The organism is Hydrogenovibrio sp. (assembly GCF_965140365.1).
Classification (GTDB): domain Bacteria; phylum Pseudomonadota; class Gammaproteobacteria; order Thiomicrospirales; family Thiomicrospiraceae; genus Hydrogenovibrio.
Genome location: NZ_OZ223196.1, coordinates 1,751,466 through 1,771,012, shown reverse-complemented (window position 1 = coordinate 1,771,012; position 19,547 = coordinate 1,751,466). Strand labels below are relative to the sequence as shown.

Here is a 19,547-nt window from a genome sequence, read left to right as displayed (position 1 = left end):
TTTAGAGCCCTCGTTCCGAGGGCTTTTTTATTTCCGTCCAACCACACCCTTCCTTTCAAAAAAACAAGTAAAAATGACCCTAGGGTCAATAGGAATTATTTTCATATCTCCTTATAGTTAGCTTCATATAGAAAATAACAGTATGCGCTCGGGAGAATCATTATGGCGATTGCGGTTGGTGAAGTAATTGGTGTGGAAGGCAATGTTCAGGTTGTTGATACACAAACTGGACAAACCCGCGGGTTGGGACCACAAGGGAAGCTGTACCCAAATGAAACCATTGTCACGTCTGATAATGCATCCATTTCCGTTCAGTTGATTGACGGTAACATCATTGCGTTGGGCCGTGACAGCCGTATGGTGCTTGATAATGATGTCATCCCGGCCAGCTCGATCAGCTCAATGACGCAAGATCAAGCCACTAGCTTCGAAACTTTGCAACGTGCCGTTGAAGAAGGTAATTTTGATGAGCTCCAACAAGCTGGGGATGAATTACCGCCGGAAATTGCTAAGATTCTTGAAGATCGTTCTAAGTCGCTGAGTGAAGGAGATAAGGAAGAGCCGATCAGTTCGTCGAATGGTGAGGCAGAAACCTATGCCCGAACGGCTGCAGAAGGTGAAGTCACCGCGGGTTATGATACAACTACATCAGCCACGATTGTTGAGGATGAGACGGAAGACGACGGGCGGGAAAATGAAGACGCTTACGTGACGAATCTTGAATTGACAGGGGTGTCCGTGGTAACAGAAGGCGGGGTGGCTACCTATACATTGACATTGGATACACCGCCACTGGAACCTTTTACCGTCGTGCTGGCTTTTGCGAATGGAACGGCATCCGATTTAGACTACCAAGCGCCGACTCAAACAGTTACTTTTGAGGCCGGTCAAACGACAGCGACGTTTGTCGTTAATACTAATGACGACGCTTTCGAAGAAGGTGACGAAACCTATCAAGTTTCGGTGCTCTCTACGGAAGGAGGGGGTTATTCAACTCAGCCGGATTTGCCTTTGCCTGTCACGACCACCATTACCGACGGAAGCACTGAAGACGACTCCGGAACAGGCCCTGCGGATACGGCAAATTTTATCCTTTCCGGGGAAACTGCGGTGGCCGAAGGGCGGGGTGCAAGTTATGAAGTAGCCGTGATGGATGGTGATGGGCAGTTGCTTGTCTTAACGGAGTCGGTAGAAATAACGTTGACCTATACCTATCAAACGGCGGAAGGTAACGATATTACCGAAACCGCGAGTGTCACAATCCCGGCAGGGCAATCATCGTTTGGTTTTACCGTACCAGCGCTTGAAGATGTTGTGTTTGAAGGGCCTGAGCAATACGCTATTTCCATTGCATCGGTTAATGAGCAGGGACAGTTTGAAAACGTTCAGATTGACTCTACACCTGTGGAAACCACGATTTATGATAATGGACAATATGGGAGCAACGACGACACCCCGACCTTAAGTGTCAGTGACGTCACGGTTGCCGAAGGCAATCAAGCCACCTATGAAGTCAGTCTCTCCAACGCCACGGAAAACGACGTCACCATCAACCTAGCGTTAAGCAACGGCACGGCCGAAAGCAACGACTACAGCAATATGGTCGTCACCTACGTTGACGGCGGTGGTGTTACACAAACTCTTACACCAAACGGCAGCGGAGACGTCACAGTTCCAGCCGGAATTACCGACCTAAATGTCACCATCGACACCACCGACGACACGGTTTACGAAGGACCGGAAACGGTCATTCTGACCGCCGGCGGCAGTCTGGTCGACAATGGTGGCAACACCGTGACCATCGCCGATGCCAGTGGCACCGCCACGATTCTGGATAACGGCACTTTGGATGACGAGGGTAATAGTAACGACGACACCCCGACCTTAAGTGTCAGTGACGAAAACGTTACGGAAGGAACGGACGATTACATTGAATTCACCGTCAGTCTTAGTAATCCAAGTGACGAAACGGTCGTCTTTACCCCTACTTTGCACGATGGAACCGGTACAGTGGGAACCGATACCGGAACAACGCCACAGCTGGAATATTACGACGGCACCAGTTGGGTAAGTGTGCCAGCGACAGGTGTTGAAATTCCAGCTGGCGAGACCAGTGTGCAAATCCGTACCGAACTGGTGGACGACTACCTGGACGAAAGCGATGAAACGATCACGTTACAAGCGGATGTGACTTCGGGCACGGTGACGAATACGACACCGGCTGAAGGCACTGCGACGATTCAGGATAATGATGCACCTACCGAATTCAGTGTGGGGGACGTGACGGTTCATGAAGGTGGCTTGATGACCTTTACGGTGACGCGTACAGGCGATGCCGAAGCGACACAACAAGTCGACTTTACGACAGGAATTTTGAGTGGTGATACCGCTGAATCCGGCGATTTTACCTCGACAACAGGCACGCTGAGTTTTGCCCAAGGCGAGACGACAAAAACCTTTACGGTACAAACCACACAGGATACGGTTTACGAAGGCCCTGAAACCTTTACGGTGACTCTATCAAATCCAACCAATTCGGCGACCATTTCCGATGCGACCGGTGTTGGTACCATTCTCGATGACGGCACTTTGGACGACGAGGGCAACGGTAACGACGACACCCCGACCTTAAGCGTCAGTGACGTCACGGTTGCCGAAGGCAATCAAGCCACCTATGAAGTCAGTCTCTCCAACGCCACAGAAAACGACGTCACCATCAACCTAGCGTTAAGCAACGGCACGGCCGAAAGCAACGACTACAGCAATATGGTCGTCACCTACGTTGACGGCGGTGGTGTTACACAAACTCTTACACCAAACGGCAGTGGAGACGTCACAGTTCCAGCCGGAATTACCGACCTAAATGTCACCATCGACACCACCGACGACACGGTTTACGAAGGACCGGAAACGGTCATTCTGACCGCCGGCGGCAGTCTGGTCGACAATGGTGGCAACACCGTGACCATCGCCGATGCCAGTGGCACCGCTACGATTTTGGATGACGGCACGGTGGATGACGAAGGTAACAGTAACGACGACACCCCGACCTTAAGTGTCAGTGACGTCACGGTTGCCGAAGGCAATCAAGCCACCTATGAAGTCAGTCTCTCCAACGCCACGGAAAACGACGTCACCATCAACCTAGCGTTAAGCAACGGCACGGCCGAAAGCAACGACTACAGCAATATGGTCGTCACCTACGTTGACGGCGGTGGTGTTACACAAACTCTTACACCAAACGGCAGTGGAGACGTCACAGTTCCAGCCGGAATTACCGACCTAAATGTCACCATCGACACCACCGACGACACGGTTTACGAAGGACCGGAAACGGTCATTCTGACCGCCGGCGGCAGTCTGGTCGACAATGGTGGCAACACCGTGACCATCGCCGATGCCAGTGGCACCGCTACGATTTTGGATGACGGCACGGTGGATGACGAAGGTAACAGTAACGACGACACCCCGACCTTAAGTGTCAGTGACGTCACGGTTGCCGAAGGCAATCAAGCCACCTATGAAGTCAGTCTCTCCAACGCCACGGAAAACGACGTCACCATCAACCTAGCGTTAAGCAACGGCACGGCCGAAAGCAACGACTACAGCAATATGGTCGTCACCTACGTTGACGGCGGTGGTGTTACACAAACTCTTACACCAAACGGCAGCGGAGACGTCACAGTTCCAGCCGGAATTACCGACCTAAATGTCACCATCGACACCACCGACGACACGGTTTACGAAGGACCGGAAACGGTCATTCTGACCGCCGGCGGCAGTCTGGTCGACAATGGTAGCAACACCGTGACCATCGCCGATGCCAGTGGCACCGCCACGATTCTGGATAACGGCACTTTGGATGACGAGGGTAATAGTAACGACGACACCCCGACCTTAAGTGTCAGTGACGAAAACGTTACGGAAGGAACGGACGATTACATTGAATTCACCGTCAGTCTTAGTAATCCAAGTGACGAAACGGTCGTCTTTACCCCTACTTTGCACGATGGAACCGGTACAGTGGGAACCGATACCGGAACAACGCCACAGCTGGAATATTACGACGGCACCAGTTGGGTAAGTGTGCCAGCGACAGGTGTTGAAATTCCAGCTGGCGAGACCAGTGTGCAAATCCGTACCGAACTGGTGGACGACTACCTGGACGAAAGCGATGAAACGATCACGTTACAAGCGGATGTGACTTCGGGCACGGTGACGAATACGACACCGGCTGAAGGCACTGCGACGATTCAGGATAATGATGCACCTACCGAATTCAGTGTGGGGGACGTGACGGTTCATGAAGGTGGCTTGATGACCTTTACGGTGACGCGTACAGGCGATGCCGAAGCGACACAACAAGTCGACTTTACGACAGGAATTTTGAGTGGTGATACCGCTGAATCCGGCGATTTTACCTCGACAACAGGCACGCTGAGTTTTGCCCAAGGCGAGACGACAAAAACCTTTACGGTACAAACCACACAGGATACGGTTTACGAAGGCCCTGAAACCTTTACGGTGACTCTATCAAATCCAACCAATTCGGCGACCATTTCCGATGCGACCGGTGTTGGTACCATTCTCGATGACGGCACTTTGGACGACGAGGGCAACGGTAACGACGACACCCCGACCTTAAGCGTCAGTGACGTCACGGTTGCCGAAGGCAATCAAGCCACCTATGAAGTCAGTCTCTCCAACGCCACAGAAAACGACGTCACCATCAACCTAGCGTTAAGCAACGGCACGGCCGAAAGCAACGACTACAGCAATATGGTCGTCACCTACGTTGACGGCGGTGGTGTTACACAAACTCTTACACCAAACGGCAGTGGAGACGTCACAGTTCCAGCCGGAATTACCGACCTAAATGTCACCATCGACACCACCGACGACACGGTTTACGAAGGACCGGAAACGGTCATTCTGACCGCCGGCGGCAGTCTGGTCGACAATGGTGGCAACACCGTGACCATCGCCGATGCCAGTGGCACCGCTACGATTTTGGATGACGGCACGGTGGATGACGAAGGTAACAGTAACGACGACACCCCGACCTTAAGTGTCAGTGACGTCACGGTTGCCGAAGGCAATCAAGCCACCTATGAAGTCAGTCTCTCCAACGCCACGGAAAACGACGTCACCATCAACCTAGCGTTAAGCAACGGCACGGCCGAAAGCAACGACTACAGCAATATGGTCGTCACCTACGTTGACGGCGGTGGTGTTACACAAACTCTTACACCAAACGGCAGCGGAGACGTCACAGTTCCAGCCGGAATTACCGACCTAAATGTCACCATCGACACCACCGACGACACGGTTTACGAAGGACCGGAAACGGTCATTCTGACCGCCGGCGGCAGTCTGGTCGACAATGGTGGCAACACCGTGACCATCGCCGATGCCAGTGGCACCGCCACGATTCTGGATAACGGCACTTTGGATGACGAGGGTAATAGTAACGACGACACCCCGACCTTAAGTGTCAGTGACGAAAACGTTACGGAAGGAACGGACGATTACATTGAATTCACCGTCAGTCTTAGTAATCCAAGTGACGAAACGGTCGTCTTTACCCCTACTTTGCACGATGGAACCGGTACAGTGGGAACCGATACCGGAACAACGCCACAGCTGGAATATTACGACGGCACCAGTTGGGTAAGTGTGCCAGCGACAGGTGTTGAAATTCCAGCTGGCGAGACCAGTGTGCAAATCCGTACCGAACTGGTGGACGACTACCTGGACGAAAGCGATGAAACGATCACGTTACAAGCGGATGTGACTTCGGGCACGGTGACGAATACGACACCGGCTGAAGGCACCGCGACGATTCAAGACGATACATCTGTGGGTACCGAAGATACGGTGTACGCTATCATTACCGGCGATGCAACGGTAACGGAAGGCGAGCAGGCCGGTTATACCGTTAAACTGGTCGACAGTGATGGTAATCCGGTAACCGTACCGGCTGGTAGCAGCGTTTCAGTAACCGTTGTGTATGGCGTGGATACAGACGCCGGAACAAATGATGCTACGGACGGCGTCGATTACAATCAAAACAGTTCCACGACGACGGTTATCATTGCCGGAGGTACCAGTCAATCGACATTTTCGGTGGATACGTTGGATGATTTTACCGACGAAGGGGCGGCTGGCGAAGTCTATACCGTCACTCTGAACGGAATCACCGATACGGATGGTGAATTTGAAGCCGTCGCCATTGGAACAGACGATTCGGTGGCCACCACCATTTACGATGATTTGTCGGTGGGTGCCAGCACGGCTTCCAATGTCCAGGAAGATGATTTAAGAGATGCGTCCGGCAATGACTCGACCGATACCGACGGCCCTAAATCGTTGGGTGTAACCGTTGCGGGTACGCCAAATTATACCTTGACGTTTGAAAATACGGATACACCTTATCCTTTGGTGACAACGGCCGATGGCACGCCTGTGAATTACACCTTGTCAGCTGATGGTATGACGCTGACCGGGCATACCGGTACGGCTGAAGCTGTGCCAAACACTTCCGAGACCGTGTTTGTTGTGACGATTGATAAAGCCACTCAAACCTATGAATTCGTACTGCACCAGCCAATTGATCATGTAGACGGCAATGGTCAAAACATTGAGCAATTGACGTTCGGTTTCGAGCTTACTGATACCGACAGTGGTGCTTCGACCACCAGTTCTGTCACGGTCAATGTGGAGGATTCCGTTCCTGATGCGGATGGTGTTTCTTTGTCGGTGGATGAAGACAGTGCCGGAACCGTGTTTGAATTGGCCGGTGAAGATGTGGATTCGGCGGCCACGACATTAGGTGGCGTTGCGGTTTCCAGTTTTGATAGCGGTAAGGCATACATCCAAGCGGACGGTTCTTTGAGCAATAATGCGGTGGATGAGGCTTTAGGACGCATTTTTGATAATGGTGACGGTACCTTCACCTTTGTACCAGCGGCCAATTTCAGCGGCACGATTCCACCGATTGCCTACAGTGTGACGGATGCGGATGGCGATACGGCTACCAGTACATTGGACATCACGGTGACGCCGATTTCTGACGCGGCCACGCTCAGCGTGGATGCGGATACGGTGTCGGTCAATGAAGATGAGTCCATTGCATTGGGCTTGAATGCGCCGCAGGTGTCGGATGACACTGATTTGAGCACCGGTGCCGAGGATTATACCGAGAAACTGGGGCCGATTACCTTGAGTGGATTGCCGGATGGTGCTGTCATTATGACCAGCTCAGGAACGCTACTATTTACCTCTACCGGTACAAACGACGAATTTACCATCGAATTGACTGATGGCGAGCACATTTCCGGCGTGTCGGCGGATGCGTCCATGTCCAGTACCGACTTTGAAGGGCTTAAAGTACAGGCGCCCGCCAATTCTGGCGATAACTTCGATGTGACCATGAGCGTGACAGAGTATGAAGTGGATGCCACCGGAACGCCTTTATCCGGTGTCAGCGGCGTGGATAATTCGACCAGCGTCACAGTGGATGTGCAAGCCGTAACCGATACACCAACCTTGACGTTGGATGGTTCGGCCGCGGAAGTGACGCTGGAAACCACGGATAGTGCAAACGATACCATCGATTTGACCATTGAAGAAGACCAAACTTTCGACCTGACATCGACGTTACAGGAAAGTTTTGTTGATGCCGATGGCTCGGAAAAAATGTGGTATGCCATTTCCGGTTTGGAAGAGGGCACACAGGTTCAAATCGGTTCTCATACCTATACCGCGGGCGCGTCGGGCAATATCAGTTCTTCCGGTCATAAAATTACCATCGATGAACTGTCGGAAAATCCGACCTTCAAAATCACGCCACCGGCGGACTTCAGTGGCAATATGGAAGATGTCGTTATTACCCTGAATGTTCAGGATACCGACTCGGACTCGACTGGAAGCGCTTCGGTTGAAACCGCTCAGGTTTATTTGGATTTGCATGTCACGCCAGTAGGTGGGGATGTGTCCATGTCGACGCCGGCGCCAGGCCTGGAAGATTCTGCCATTCATTTGTTTGGAACGGTTACCGTTTCCGATGCGGATACCGGTGGGGAAACGCTGACACGTGCCGGTATTCTGAAGTCCGATTTGGACGCATTTATGACGGATGGCGCGGTGATTTCAGGCTCGACCTATTCAACCGCTACGCTGAACGGTCAAGACTATTATGTCTTCGACGATTACGCAAATGCTCAGATTACGCCGCCGCCACACAGCAGTTTGGATATGGAGTTGGATTACGTTTTCGAGACCGATGACCAAGGTAATCTAGCACTCTCCAACGAAACGCATACGGTGGTCGTGAAACCAATCGCCGAACAGTATGACAAAGACAATAATAATGCCTATAACGATACGGACGCTGACGGTAATGACGATATTGTCACGCAAGGTGATAAAACCTTTGCCGTTATTGATGAGGACAGCGGTTGGCTGGATCTGAACAGCGCCGGTGCCTTGTCGGTAACGAATGAAGACAGTAATGAAACCTTGCAGGTGAAGTTGTGGAATGCACCGGTTGGCTCGACGTTCACTGTGGATGGTGGCGCAACCGTTCTGACCGTGACCGATGCCACTCAAGGTGTCACCATTGATGCGGCAGACTTGGCGACGGTCGAGTTCAAAGCGCCGGACGGTTTCAGTGGTGACATCGCGATTAATATGACAGTGGTTTCAACCGATGTCGATGACGACGCCGCGGACAATTCCGAGTCGACAATCGAATCGACGGAATACGATGTCTTCAATGTCTATGTGAACCCGATTGCCGATGATGTGACCATTGCCATCAAACAGCCATTTGGTTATGAAGACGACGGTCGAGAGGTCGACGGCAGCATTACCTTGGCCTCGGCGGCCAATGGAATCGATCTGTCCGGCTCCATCACTACGTCGGATAAAGACGGCTCCGAGAGTTTTGACGTCAAGTTATCTGTTTTGCCACAAGACGCGGCGATTTACTATGACGGTTATTTAATCGAGTATGGTCAAATCACCGCACCGGGCGGTGCTGTCACAGCGATGGCCTCCGGTGATTCATTTGGTAATTTCACCATTGTCCAGAACGGGACGGAATGGTCGATTCAAATTGACGATTACAGCAATGCAGCGGATTTTAAATTCATTCCGGTGCACGACTTGAACGAAGACGTTGATATCCAAATCGAAGCACGTTCCAATGACACTGCGATGGTGAACGGTTCGAATGTGACCGACACTGGTGCCTGGTCAAATCCGTTGGATATGACCATCAAAGTGACTGGTGATGCGGATGAAGCCATTAACAAAGATCCGGTCGATACCACCACGATTGAGGATACCGATGGTGCGACGCATGATTATCATGCCATCGTCCAAGAGGATTCCGGTGCAATTTCACTTAGTGGCTTGCTGAAAGACCAGGTTGCCAATCCGATTCAATCGGTTGATGGCGATGGCTCGGAAACGGTTTTTGTCACCATCACTAATGTGCCAGACGGGTTTGATATTACAGGTGCCACTTTATTGGATGAGTCGGCCACCGGCGAAGCCCGGGAATGGGTAGTGGAATCCAGCGAATTGTCTGGTGTGTCGATGACCGTTCCAACCCATTACAGCGGTGAAGTGGATTTTGAATTGCAGGTGCAGACCTATGAGAACGACGGAGACAAATCCGTCGTGGATACCATTCCGTTCAATTTATTGATTACGCCGGAATTGAGTGGTGACGGTTCTTTGAATACGTCTGCGACGCAAAATGAAGATACGGTAAAAGCGCTGGACTTTTCGTTCGCCAGTTCGGATTCCGATGAGCTATTGACGGAGGTTTGGATCAATGCGGATACGATTCCGGCCGGTGTTGATTTGGCCATTAACGGTACCCCAATCGGCAGCGGTTGGGTGTCGCTTTCTGTGGATGCGTCTGGAAATGTCACGGATAGTGTGACGGCTTCCATTCCGGCCGATTCAGACGATGATTACAGCTTTGACGTACGTTATAAAACGGTTGATGAAACGGCCGATGGTACGAGTTATCTGGATACATCCGGCGCAAGCGGATATGACGATGCCGATACCGGCTATATTTCAGCCACCTATAACGTGACCGTCAATGGCGTGACCGATACAGCGACGTCTTCCATCGCGGGTATCAGTGCGAACGATGCCGATGCACATCTGTCGGTTTCCGGTGATGATGTCAATGGTTACTCCGTCACTGTCGATCAAACGAATACCACGATTGATGTACCGTTCAGTTTGATTTCGGACGACATGGTTAGTGAAGCCAATGGTGCGGATGTCGATGGCAGTGAACAAGTCACGACCATTACCATCAGCGGCGTTCCAGAAGGGGTCGAAGTGGTTGGCGGTACTTATTCCGGTGATACGCTAGTGGATGACGGTTCGGGGGCTAAAGTCATCGTCAATTCTGGTAATTGGACCGTTAATGCCTCCGACTTGGCGCTGGATGCGGATGGTGCTTTAAACACGATTCAGTTCCTAGTCAATGGTGAAGCGGTTCATTTTAATAACATTACCACCAATGGCGAGATCACCATTACGGTGTCGCATCAGGATGGTAGCTCGACGACCTTAACGAATTCGGAAACGTTCGAACTGATTGCGGATCCTGCTTTTGATGGAACGGGCGCCGGCGGCGTTCAAAACGAGACAGGCACTCCGATGGACTTGGCGCTCACGCCGAAAACCGTTCAGTTGACGGAAGACACTGGCTTTAACTTGAGTGATTTGGTGGTGGCGACCGATGGCGCTACAACAGGCGACAGTTCAAAGTTTGCGATTCTGGTCTCGAATCTGCCGAGTGGTTACAGTGTTTCTGGCACCACCGAAACGCAAGTGGTGGATGGCGAAACCTATTACGTCATTTACGGCGAAGGGGATGTGACAGACATCAACAATTTGTTGGCCTCAGTGGTGGTGTCGCCAAGTGGTAATGAAAATACTCTGGATGTCGAAAAAGTCGATTTTGATATCGAAGTGGTGACTTATGCCAGCGAAAATCCAAGTGACCAAAATGCCTATGGTGTGGATGGTGGTGTCGGCGGCTTCGATGCCGAACTGGCGCCGGTTTCCGATGCGACGACGATTTCGGTCGATGCGACGAATGTCGCGGAAAGCGCTATCCCAGTCGCGGAAACCATTACGTTGGACTTGAACAATGCCGCGGACGGTGCACGCACTATTATTCAGGATGGTAAAGTTTATGTGAAGTTTGCCGAGAGCTATACCGATGGCGATGCTTCTACGCACGGTACCATTACCTATAACGGCGTGGACGTTTCGACTTTGCCGACCAATGGTGACGGCTACATCGAAATCAGTGGTATCAATGACTTGGATACGGATGTGGTCTTTGAATATACACCACCGGCAAATCATTACGGTTCCTTGACCATTGACGCCAAGGTAACGACTCAGGAAGACGCTGGGGCTTCCGGCTATACGACCAGCCCGGAAACGACCAGTATTACACAAGTCGTCAATGTCACACCGGTTGATGATAGAATCAGTGGCTTTACGGCCGAAATGTCCGGTTTGGAAGACCAGATGGCGATGCTGTCGGTCACCAGCGGTACTATGGTAGATGCAACGGAATCGGTTTCCAGTGCAACGCTCAGTGGGGTTCCGTTTGGTTATGAGGTTTACTATGACGGTGTGAAACAAACCGGTCAAGTTTCCGGAAAAGATGCGGATGGTAACTTCATTTACGATTACAGTTTTAATGTATCGGATGTGGCAGACCTGGAAAAAATTGGTATTCAGCCAACGGTTGAGCACGTCAGTGAAACTTTGGACGACATTACGCTCAGCGTTTCCAGTGGTGAAGGCGGTTCCGGCAATACTCAGACGATTGATGTGGATGTCGAGTTCATTGCTCAGGCCGATGATATCCTCAGCATGAACCCAACCGCCACGTTTGGAGACGAAAGTGGTGAGGTCGCCATCAACTTGAATATGAACCTGGACGATGTCGACGGTTCGGAAACCGTGAGCTTTACCTTAACCGGTAATGGCGAGACTTTGCCGGATGGTATGGTCTTTACGGTGGATGGCGTGGCTTACGGCAACGTGACTTATGATTCGGGCGTTTATACGGTGACGGGCGTGACTTATGACAAAGTCAACGATATTGCCGTTACGCCGCCGGTTGGCTTTAAAGGTTCGCATGATATCGATGTCTCCGCCTGGACGGTGGAATCGTCCAATAACCACAATGCCGATGGAAGTGTCAGCTCTACGAGCGGTACTTTCGAAATGCGTTTGGAGTCTAAAGCCAGTGGTGTGACCGGCCCGACGTCGGTAACCTCGGTTGCCGATAAAACGGTTGTCGGTTCGGGTTACAGTATTCCGGTGCTGTTGGCCGGATTGGATTTGTTGGATAATGACGGTTCGGAAGTCTTGGCTATCAAGTTATCCGGCATGGGTTCGAGTGTTTCGACGGTGGATATTTCCAATTTACCGGGCGCGACGCTCGAACAGGACGGTACCGATTGGGTTATTACCTTGGCCGACTCGACCTCGCCGGACTACACGACGGCGATTACCAACCTGCAAACCTCTGGCATTTCCCTGGTGACCGGTTCGGTCGACGGTGATTTCCCAACGGTGACGGTGGAAGCCTATTCTGTCTTGACGGATACGCAGGAGACCTCCGTCGTGTCCTCCACAACGGTCACCCCGGATGTGACGGTAGATTCAACCGGTTCCATTGATGGTTCGGCCGATGGTGAAACACTGGTCGGAGGCGACGGTAATGATGTGATTTACGGCCTCGGCGGTGCGGACTTCCTGTTCGGCGGTGAAGGGGATGATGTTCTTGTCGGCGGAACCGGTAGTGATGAGTTGACCGGTGGCGCCGGTGCGGATACCTTCCGAATCGCTCAGGACGAAGATAGTATGGACACCATTATCGACTTTGAAGACGGTGTGGACGTTCTCGATTTGTCGGAAGTCTTGAAAGATTCCATCGAGCTGGATGCCGCGAACCTGGAGACTTATCTGAACTTCGCCGATGGGGAAGGTGATGGAAACGATTTGAAAGTGACGATTGATGCTTCCAACACCAAAAACGGTCAGGATATTGAAATCATGATCAATGATGTGTCGAAAGCCGATTTCATCGATAATTACGACGAAAACATCAATGACTGATATTTCTGATTTGGGACGCTTGAAAGTTTAAACGTCATCACATTAAAAAAGGGCTCTTAGAGCCCTTTTTTATTATCCGTGGGGTTTAAATGAAAATGGCCAGGCCTGGTGGAAAGGAAGATTTGTGGTTACAGACGGGCCGACGCTTCCGCTTGGATGCGTTTGATCATATGGTACAAGCCGGTGGAGCGGTTGGCGGACAAATGTTGCAATAACCCGATGTCGGCCAGAAAGTCGAGGGGCGCTTCTTTGATTTCTTGAGGCGTGCGGCCATTGTAGATTTTCAGCAACAAAGCAATCAGACCGGAAACGATGGCCGCATCGGACATGGCTTCCATATAAAGTACGCCATCGTTTTCTTCGATGTGAATCCAAACTTGCGATTGACAGCCGTGAATACGATTGTCTTCGGTTTTGTATTCGTCCGGCATTTTCTGCAACACTTTGCCCATATCGATCAGATATTTGTAACGGTCTTTCCAGTTGTCGAAATGGGTGAAGCGTTTCACCAAGTCGGCTTGTACGTCGGCAATCGATTGTTCGGCAGGTTGATAATTCATAGTGTCCACTCGGTATTTGTGAAACGCCATTTTATCAAAAAAGCCGACTGAAACCAGTGGCAGCCGATGAATGAATGTATTTAACGCAAAATGTATTCAATCGGCACTTCAATCACCCTTGGTGAGGTACCCATTTCTTCTGGAAAGGGTTTGTAGCGATGGTTAAGTGAGGTTCGGATAATCTCCAGAGTGGCGTTGTTCAAAAGTCCATAGTGGCTCGGTGTGGCGATGGATTCTCCGGTAATGTGCCCGTCGGCATGTAAGGTAAAGTGCAGTGTCACCATGCCTTGCTGATGACGCCGTTTGGCACGGCGTGGGTAATGCTCTTGCGCCAGCATGGCCAGCCGTTGATTGAGTTCGGCCATATAGCGTTCTTCAGCTTTAATACGTTCGGCCGCCGAATATTTTGGTGGTTGCGGCGCCAGTTCTTTCGCCGGAGGGGACGTTGGCGGCGGTGTTTGGCTGGTTTTAGGTTCTGGCTTAGGTTCTGGCTTAGGTTCTGGCTTAGGTTCTGGCTTAGGTTCCGGTTTGGGTTCCGGTTTGGGTTCCGGTTTGGGTTCCGGTTTGGGTTCCGGTTTGGGTTCCGGTTTGGGTTCCGGTTTGGGTTCCGGTTTAGGTTCCGGTTTAGGTTCCGGTTTAGGTTCCGGCTTAGGTTCCGGCTTAGGTTCCGGCTTAGGTTCCGGCTTAGGTTCCGGCTTAGGTTCCGGCTTAGGTTCTGGCTCCGGCATGGACTGGAACATAGCGGTTGTGACTTCCACCGGCGCCAATTGGGTTTCCAGTGCAGGCGTTTTCAGTGATTTCCACAGAAAAGCGCCCAGCACCGTGTAAAGCGTAAAGGTGATGAAAAATGCCAGACGGCCCGGTTTAGCCATTCTGTTTCCTTGTCAGAATGTTCAAGTTGTGTAGCTGGTGCTTTTTGAGCAAGTCGATTAATTGAGTGAAATAACCGAAGTCGGTGTTGCGATCGACCCGGATTTCAATAGGCTTGTCTGGATTGGCTGTCAATAAAGTACTTTCCAATTCGGTCAATGCAATGGCATTGTCGTTCAGATAAAACCGGTTGTCGGCATCAATGGCCAGGCGGATATCTACCGTGTCGGGTGGTTGATAACTTTGAGTTTCCTGGGTTTCGGGCAGGTCAATGCCCAGTTTGTCTTGCACGATGAAGCTGGCAGATGTCAGCACAATGGCCAGTAACACCAGCATGACGTCAATCATTGGGATGACATTGATTTGATCGAATCGTTTCATAGACTTTGTTCCAGCCGTTACGTTTGGGCTTGACGTTTTTGCATCGCCAGATATTCCAGTTCGATGGTGTCCACTTTACGGAGTAACCCGTTGTAGATGATGATGCTGGGTATCGCCAGGGCAATACCGCCCGCCGTGGCTTTCAACGCCAGTGCCAGGCCCATCATGATCTGGCCGGTTTCGATTTGGTTGTTCAGTCCCAGTTCGTAAAAAGTCACCAGAATGCCGAGTACGGTGCCCAATAAGCCGACATAAGGTGCATTGGAGCCGATGCTGGCGATGGTGGTCAGGTTGTTGGTGGTGGCGATTTTGAGCGCTTCCAAACTGTCGAACTGGGTAAGGTCTAAGCGGGAAAAAAACAGTTTACGTTCGATGGTAAGCCATACCATGATAAAGCTCATCAGTCCCAGTAAGCTGAATACGGAGATATCAAGGTAGGATTTCAGTAGTTCCATAATATTTGCCAATTTTTCGAGTAAGGTTGAATTCTTTAACGCAAGCATTATATAAGATAAGTCATCGAAGATTTTTAAGAAACCTTGAATCCCGGTGGAAGTGGTTGCTAAAAGTGGTGGCTTGGTTAGAAATGGCGATAAAAAACATCAATGGCAGTTGTAAAAAGCATTGATTATAATAGCCACCCTTCGAAAATCGAATTGTAAAAGAACAAAAGGAAGACGATATGAGTTCAATGGGACGTCGTGATTTATTCAAAAGCGCTTTTGGCTTGACGGCCGGTTTGGTCGGTATGTCTGCGCTAAAGCCTTTGTATGCCAGTGATGAAATGGCCTTTCGTGGCCCTGACGTTCCGGATGTGCCGGTGACGAAAGTATCGGATCGGTGTTATTACCTGTTGGCTCAAGACCCGGAACCCTCACCGCAAAACTTTGGTTTTTTCAGTAATCCGGGCTTTATTGTGACGTCGGAAGGGGTGGTTGTGATCGATACCGGTGGTTCGGTACAGATCGGTGAGATGATTTTGCGGCAGATTAAAACCGTCACGGATAAGCCGGTCGTAAAAGTCATTAATACCCACTTTCACGGCGACCATTGGCTGGGGAACCATGCGTTCGTTGCAGCCAACCCGGATGTCGAGATTTATTCTCACCAAGAAGTGATTGATCAAATCAAAAACGGTTCCGGTGAATTCTGGATCGGCTTCATGCAACGCAATACCGATAATGCCGTCAGCGGCACGGTGGCCACCAGCCCGACAAAAGTGTTGAAGGGCGGTGAAGTGATGAAAGTCGGCGATACGACCTTGAAAATCCATCACTTTGGGAAGGTTCATACCGTTGCTGATTTGGCGGTGGAAGTGGTGGAAGACCAGACGGTTTATTCCGGTGATATGATGATGCGTCGTATTGCCAATATGGCGGATGGCTCATATCTGGGCTCCATCAATGCAATGGATCAGCTGTCGGCCTTGCCGGCAAAACAGTTTATTCCAGGGCACGGTAAGCATGACGATCAGAAGTTGATCGGTGACTTTAAAACCTTCTGCGAAGTGGTGTATAACAAGACAGGTGAATACTACGATGAAGGGATGTCGGATTTTGAAATCAAGCCGAAGCTGATGGAAGAACCGTTTATGAAGAAAACCGCCAGCCAGTGGCCTGGGTACGAATCGACTCTAGGAAAATATGTGGTGGTTGCCGTTCAGGAATATGAACAAAACTTGTTTTAATTCTCGGTAAACGTATTGAATCAAAAAAGCCCAACGATTGTTGGGCTTTTTTATATCGGGGGTCACTCAAGCTTAAGAGTTAAGCTGTGTTTAGCCGATAAAATCCAATACTTTGTCCAGGCCGCCGTAGTTGAGTGCGACGTTAGACTGGTCTTGTACCTTAGGCTTTGCATGATAAGCGATGCTGAGTCCGGCTTCTTTCATCATTAATAAGTCATTGGCTCCATCCCCAATGGCAATGGTTTGATTCAGGGATAGACCGAGTCGGTCGCATAATTCTTGTAAAAAATCCGCCTTGGCTTCGGCGCCGACAATGTTGCCTTTGACTTTACCCGTCAAGCGACCCTTGTCTTCTTCCAATAAGTTGGCCCGGGTGAAGTCGATATCGAGTTCGTTTTGAAGTCGTTCCGTGAAGAACGTGAAACCGCCGGACACCAGCGCAAACGCAATTTTGGATTCTTTCAACCCGCTTAACCAAGCTTCGGCACCGGGGTTTAAAAATAACCGTTCGTCGTATACTTTTTGTAAAGCCGATGTTTCCAGGCCAGCCAGTAATTGAACGCGCTGTGTCAATGACGCTTCGAAGTTCAATTCACCGCGCATGGCCGCTTCGGTGATTGCCGCAACTTGCGGCTTGATGTTCATCATATCGGCGATTTCATCGACGCACTCGATGCCGATCAAGGTGGAATCCATATCGCTGATCACCAGTTTAACATCGGTCGGATCAAAGGTTTCCGGCAGAACGTTCATATCCATTTGCCATTTTTCGGACAGATTTTTCAGCTTGTCCAGGTCGATTTGGTCGGCGTGAATTCGAAAGTGGTTTTTGTTTTTTTCCGGCTTGCCGAATGCGCGAGACAGCTCTTTACTTTGTTCATAAGTGAGTGCATTTTCATGGATAATGATCGTCATTGATTGGATTCCGTTTTTTGAGTGGGCACTATTTTAGTCTGTGCGAGCCAATCCTGCAAAGTTTGCTTTTGGGGGCCGATAAACAACCCAATCCAGCCGATCGGGAAGAGTAAAATGCCGGTTAAAAATCGTAGATTAGCATTGTGACGGGTCATGATGTAGCCGTCTCGGCGCAGGATTTGCAGCTGCCAAACGCGTAAGCCAGGTGTTTGGCCGTTGAGTACCCAGAAATAACTGAGGTAGACATAGGTGATGGCCAGTAAGTAGACTTGAAAAGCGAGTAGCTTGACGGCTTCTTTTTCAAAGCCCGGACCTTGCCATATGACGAAGGGGATGGCGGCGACAAACCAGACGGCTAAGAGTAGCAGTAAGTCGTATAAAAAGGCAAAAATGATTTTAAAAGGACGCATTTTGACCCCAGGTTGATTTTGCGAGGGTAAAATAATAATCGATTTAACGACTTTTCTCAGTAAAGTTTGTTGGAAATGCGGCTGAATACTTTAAAACAATAAACGTGGCGACAGGGGGCGATATGAATCTGCAAGATGCGGGATTGGCATGGGAATGGTTGGCCGGAGGCGGCATTCTAAGCGCGGTGGCTCTGTTTTGGGCGGTACGAACGGCTCCTTGGTACAAAATCCAGGATAAGGAAGCTCAGCATGTATTTTTAGGGATGACGGTCATTGTGCTGTTGTTGTGGAATTCCGGTGCTTCGATTGGCAGTGGTATTACGTTTCATTTGTTGCTGGCGGCTTTGACAACTTTGATGTTTGGTGCGCAATTTGCCATTTTGTGTATGAGCATTGCCTTGCTGGGCGTAACGATTCTCGGGAATGCCGGCTGGATGGCTTATGGGATTAATTTGGTCATTATGGCGGTGATCCCGATTTTGATCGTGTGGTGGATTGCGATTTTGGCGTATAAATATCTGGATCGTAATTTCTTTGTATTTGTTTTGCTGAATGGTTTTTTTGCGGCGGGGATCAGTTCGGTGGTGTCGTTGTTGGCTTCGGCTGCGGTTATGGGATTGAGCGGGGCGCAAACCCTGGAAACGTTAGAACGTTCGTTTATCCCGTATATTCCACTGATGGCGATTCCGGAAGGGTTTGTGAACGGCATGCTGATTCTAGCGCTGGTTCTGATGAAACCACAATGGGTCAGTTGCTTTACGGATGAGCAGTATTTGAATGGCAAATAGTTTAGAGTCGAAAACGTTAGATATAAAAAAACCGCCAGGCCTGGCGGTTTTTTTATTCAGTTTGGCTGAAAGTGCCAAGCTTATTTTTTAATCCATCCTGGTTGGATGTCCGCATACTTCACTTCTTGGTTCAGTTCAGCGTTTGCGGATTTAAGTGCTTCTTTCGCATATTTCATTGCTTTAGCGTCGTCGCCTTTTTTCTTGGCTTCTTCAGCGAGTGCAATGTAGTGATCAACATACGCTTTTTTCATCTTTTTCTGCTTCCAGACATAACCGTCTTTAGCCGCTTCAGCATGAACGGAAGCCGCTTCACCGATAATGTCGTCGTAAGAAGTCAGTTCTTTAGTCTGGTTTGTTGAACATGCGGCTAGCGACATAGTGGCAACAACAGCAGCACTCACAAATAATTTTTTCATGTATATCCTCCAGTTCGAAAATAAGCTTGTTTTTGTAAGATTTCTAAGCTCGGTATTATTCTAATCACAAATCTGAACGAATAAAAGCTAAAAAACAGTGAATTTACCCCGTTTTTTTACATTTTTCGTATGGGTGTATAACTTATTAAGTTTACCCCGACACTGTCAATCCTTATAATGTACACTACTCAGCTAAAATTCATGTTTTATTTAGGCTTTTTAACTAATTATTATACGTAACTTGTTGTAATAATTAGTTTAATTGGTGTTTTTTCCCGTTGAATCTGGAGAACGCAAAAAATACTAATTGGCCTATAAAATTTATAAAGGTAGATAAA

At 49.9% G+C, this 19,547-nt stretch carries 10 protein-coding genes; 3 read left to right on the top strand and 7 right to left on the bottom strand.

Features of this window, described 5'->3' with window-relative positions; genetic code table 11:
* Window positions 1–162 precede the first annotated feature (162 nt).
* Window positions 163–13,182, top strand: a complete 13,020-nt coding sequence (locus AC0KH7_RS08425) for a Calx-beta domain-containing protein (RefSeq protein ID WP_472372491.1) — start codon at window positions 163–165, stop codon at window positions 13,180–13,182.
* A gap of 128 nt (window positions 13,183–13,310) precedes the next feature.
* Here the strand turns inward: AC0KH7_RS08425 and AC0KH7_RS08420 are convergent, their stop codons facing one another.
* The 4 genes from AC0KH7_RS08420 to exbB all read right to left on the bottom strand — a co-directional run bounded on the left by AC0KH7_RS08420 (window position 13,311) and on the right by exbB (window position 15,448).
* Window positions 13,311–13,742 (bottom strand): SufE family protein, encoded by a 432-nt coding sequence (locus tag AC0KH7_RS08420; protein ID WP_472372489.1) that lies wholly within the window; start codon window positions 13,740–13,742, stop codon window positions 13,311–13,313.
* 80 nt (window positions 13,743–13,822) lie between these two features.
* Window positions 13,823–14,614, bottom strand: coding sequence for an energy transducer TonB (locus tag AC0KH7_RS08415; RefSeq protein WP_472372487.1), 792 nt, complete (start codon window positions 14,612–14,614; stop codon window positions 13,823–13,825).
* Window positions 14,607–14,993, bottom strand: coding sequence for an ExbD/TolR family protein (locus tag AC0KH7_RS08410; protein WP_472357019.1), 387 nt, complete (start codon window positions 14,991–14,993; stop codon window positions 14,607–14,609). Before AC0KH7_RS08410 ends, AC0KH7_RS08415 begins: the two co-directional genes overlap by 8 nt.
* Before the next feature lie 17 nt (window positions 14,994–15,010).
* Window positions 15,011–15,448, bottom strand: a complete 438-nt coding sequence (gene exbB / locus AC0KH7_RS08405) for a TonB-system energizer ExbB (RefSeq protein WP_472357020.1) — start codon at window positions 15,446–15,448, stop codon at window positions 15,011–15,013.
* Between the two features lie 227 nt (window positions 15,449–15,675).
* Between exbB and AC0KH7_RS08400 the strand changes: the two genes are divergently transcribed.
* A complete protein-coding gene (locus AC0KH7_RS08400) occupies window positions 15,676–16,680 on the top strand; it encodes an MBL fold metallo-hydrolase (protein ID WP_472372485.1) in 1,005 nt (334 codons plus the stop codon).
* Between the two features lie 90 nt (window positions 16,681–16,770).
* On the opposite strand, the gene serB is transcribed toward AC0KH7_RS08400, so the two are convergent.
* Both serB and AC0KH7_RS08390 read right to left on the bottom strand, forming a co-directional pair.
* The gene (gene serB, locus AC0KH7_RS08395) at window positions 16,771–17,595 is read right to left on the bottom strand and encodes a phosphoserine phosphatase SerB (RefSeq protein ID WP_472372484.1); all 825 of its coding nucleotides are present in this window, start codon (window positions 17,593–17,595) and stop codon (window positions 16,771–16,773) included.
* On the bottom strand, window positions 17,592–18,005 hold the full coding sequence (locus tag AC0KH7_RS08390) for an RDD family protein (RefSeq protein ID WP_472372482.1): 414 nt from the start codon (window positions 18,003–18,005) through the stop codon (window positions 17,592–17,594). The genes serB and AC0KH7_RS08390 overlap by 4 nt, the downstream gene beginning before the upstream one ends.
* A gap of 122 nt (window positions 18,006–18,127) precedes the next feature.
* Between AC0KH7_RS08390 and AC0KH7_RS08385 the strand changes: the two genes are divergently transcribed.
* Entirely contained in the window at window positions 18,128–18,793 is a 666-nt protein-coding gene (locus tag AC0KH7_RS08385; RefSeq protein WP_472372480.1) for an energy-coupling factor ABC transporter permease, read from the top strand.
* A gap of 80 nt (window positions 18,794–18,873) precedes the next feature.
* On the opposite strand, the gene AC0KH7_RS08380 is transcribed toward AC0KH7_RS08385, so the two are convergent.
* The gene (locus AC0KH7_RS08380) at window positions 18,874–19,209 is read right to left on the bottom strand and encodes a putative periplasmic lipoprotein (RefSeq protein WP_472372478.1); all 336 of its coding nucleotides are present in this window, start codon (window positions 19,207–19,209) and stop codon (window positions 18,874–18,876) included.
* Between the last annotated feature and the right edge of the window lie 338 nt (window positions 19,210–19,547).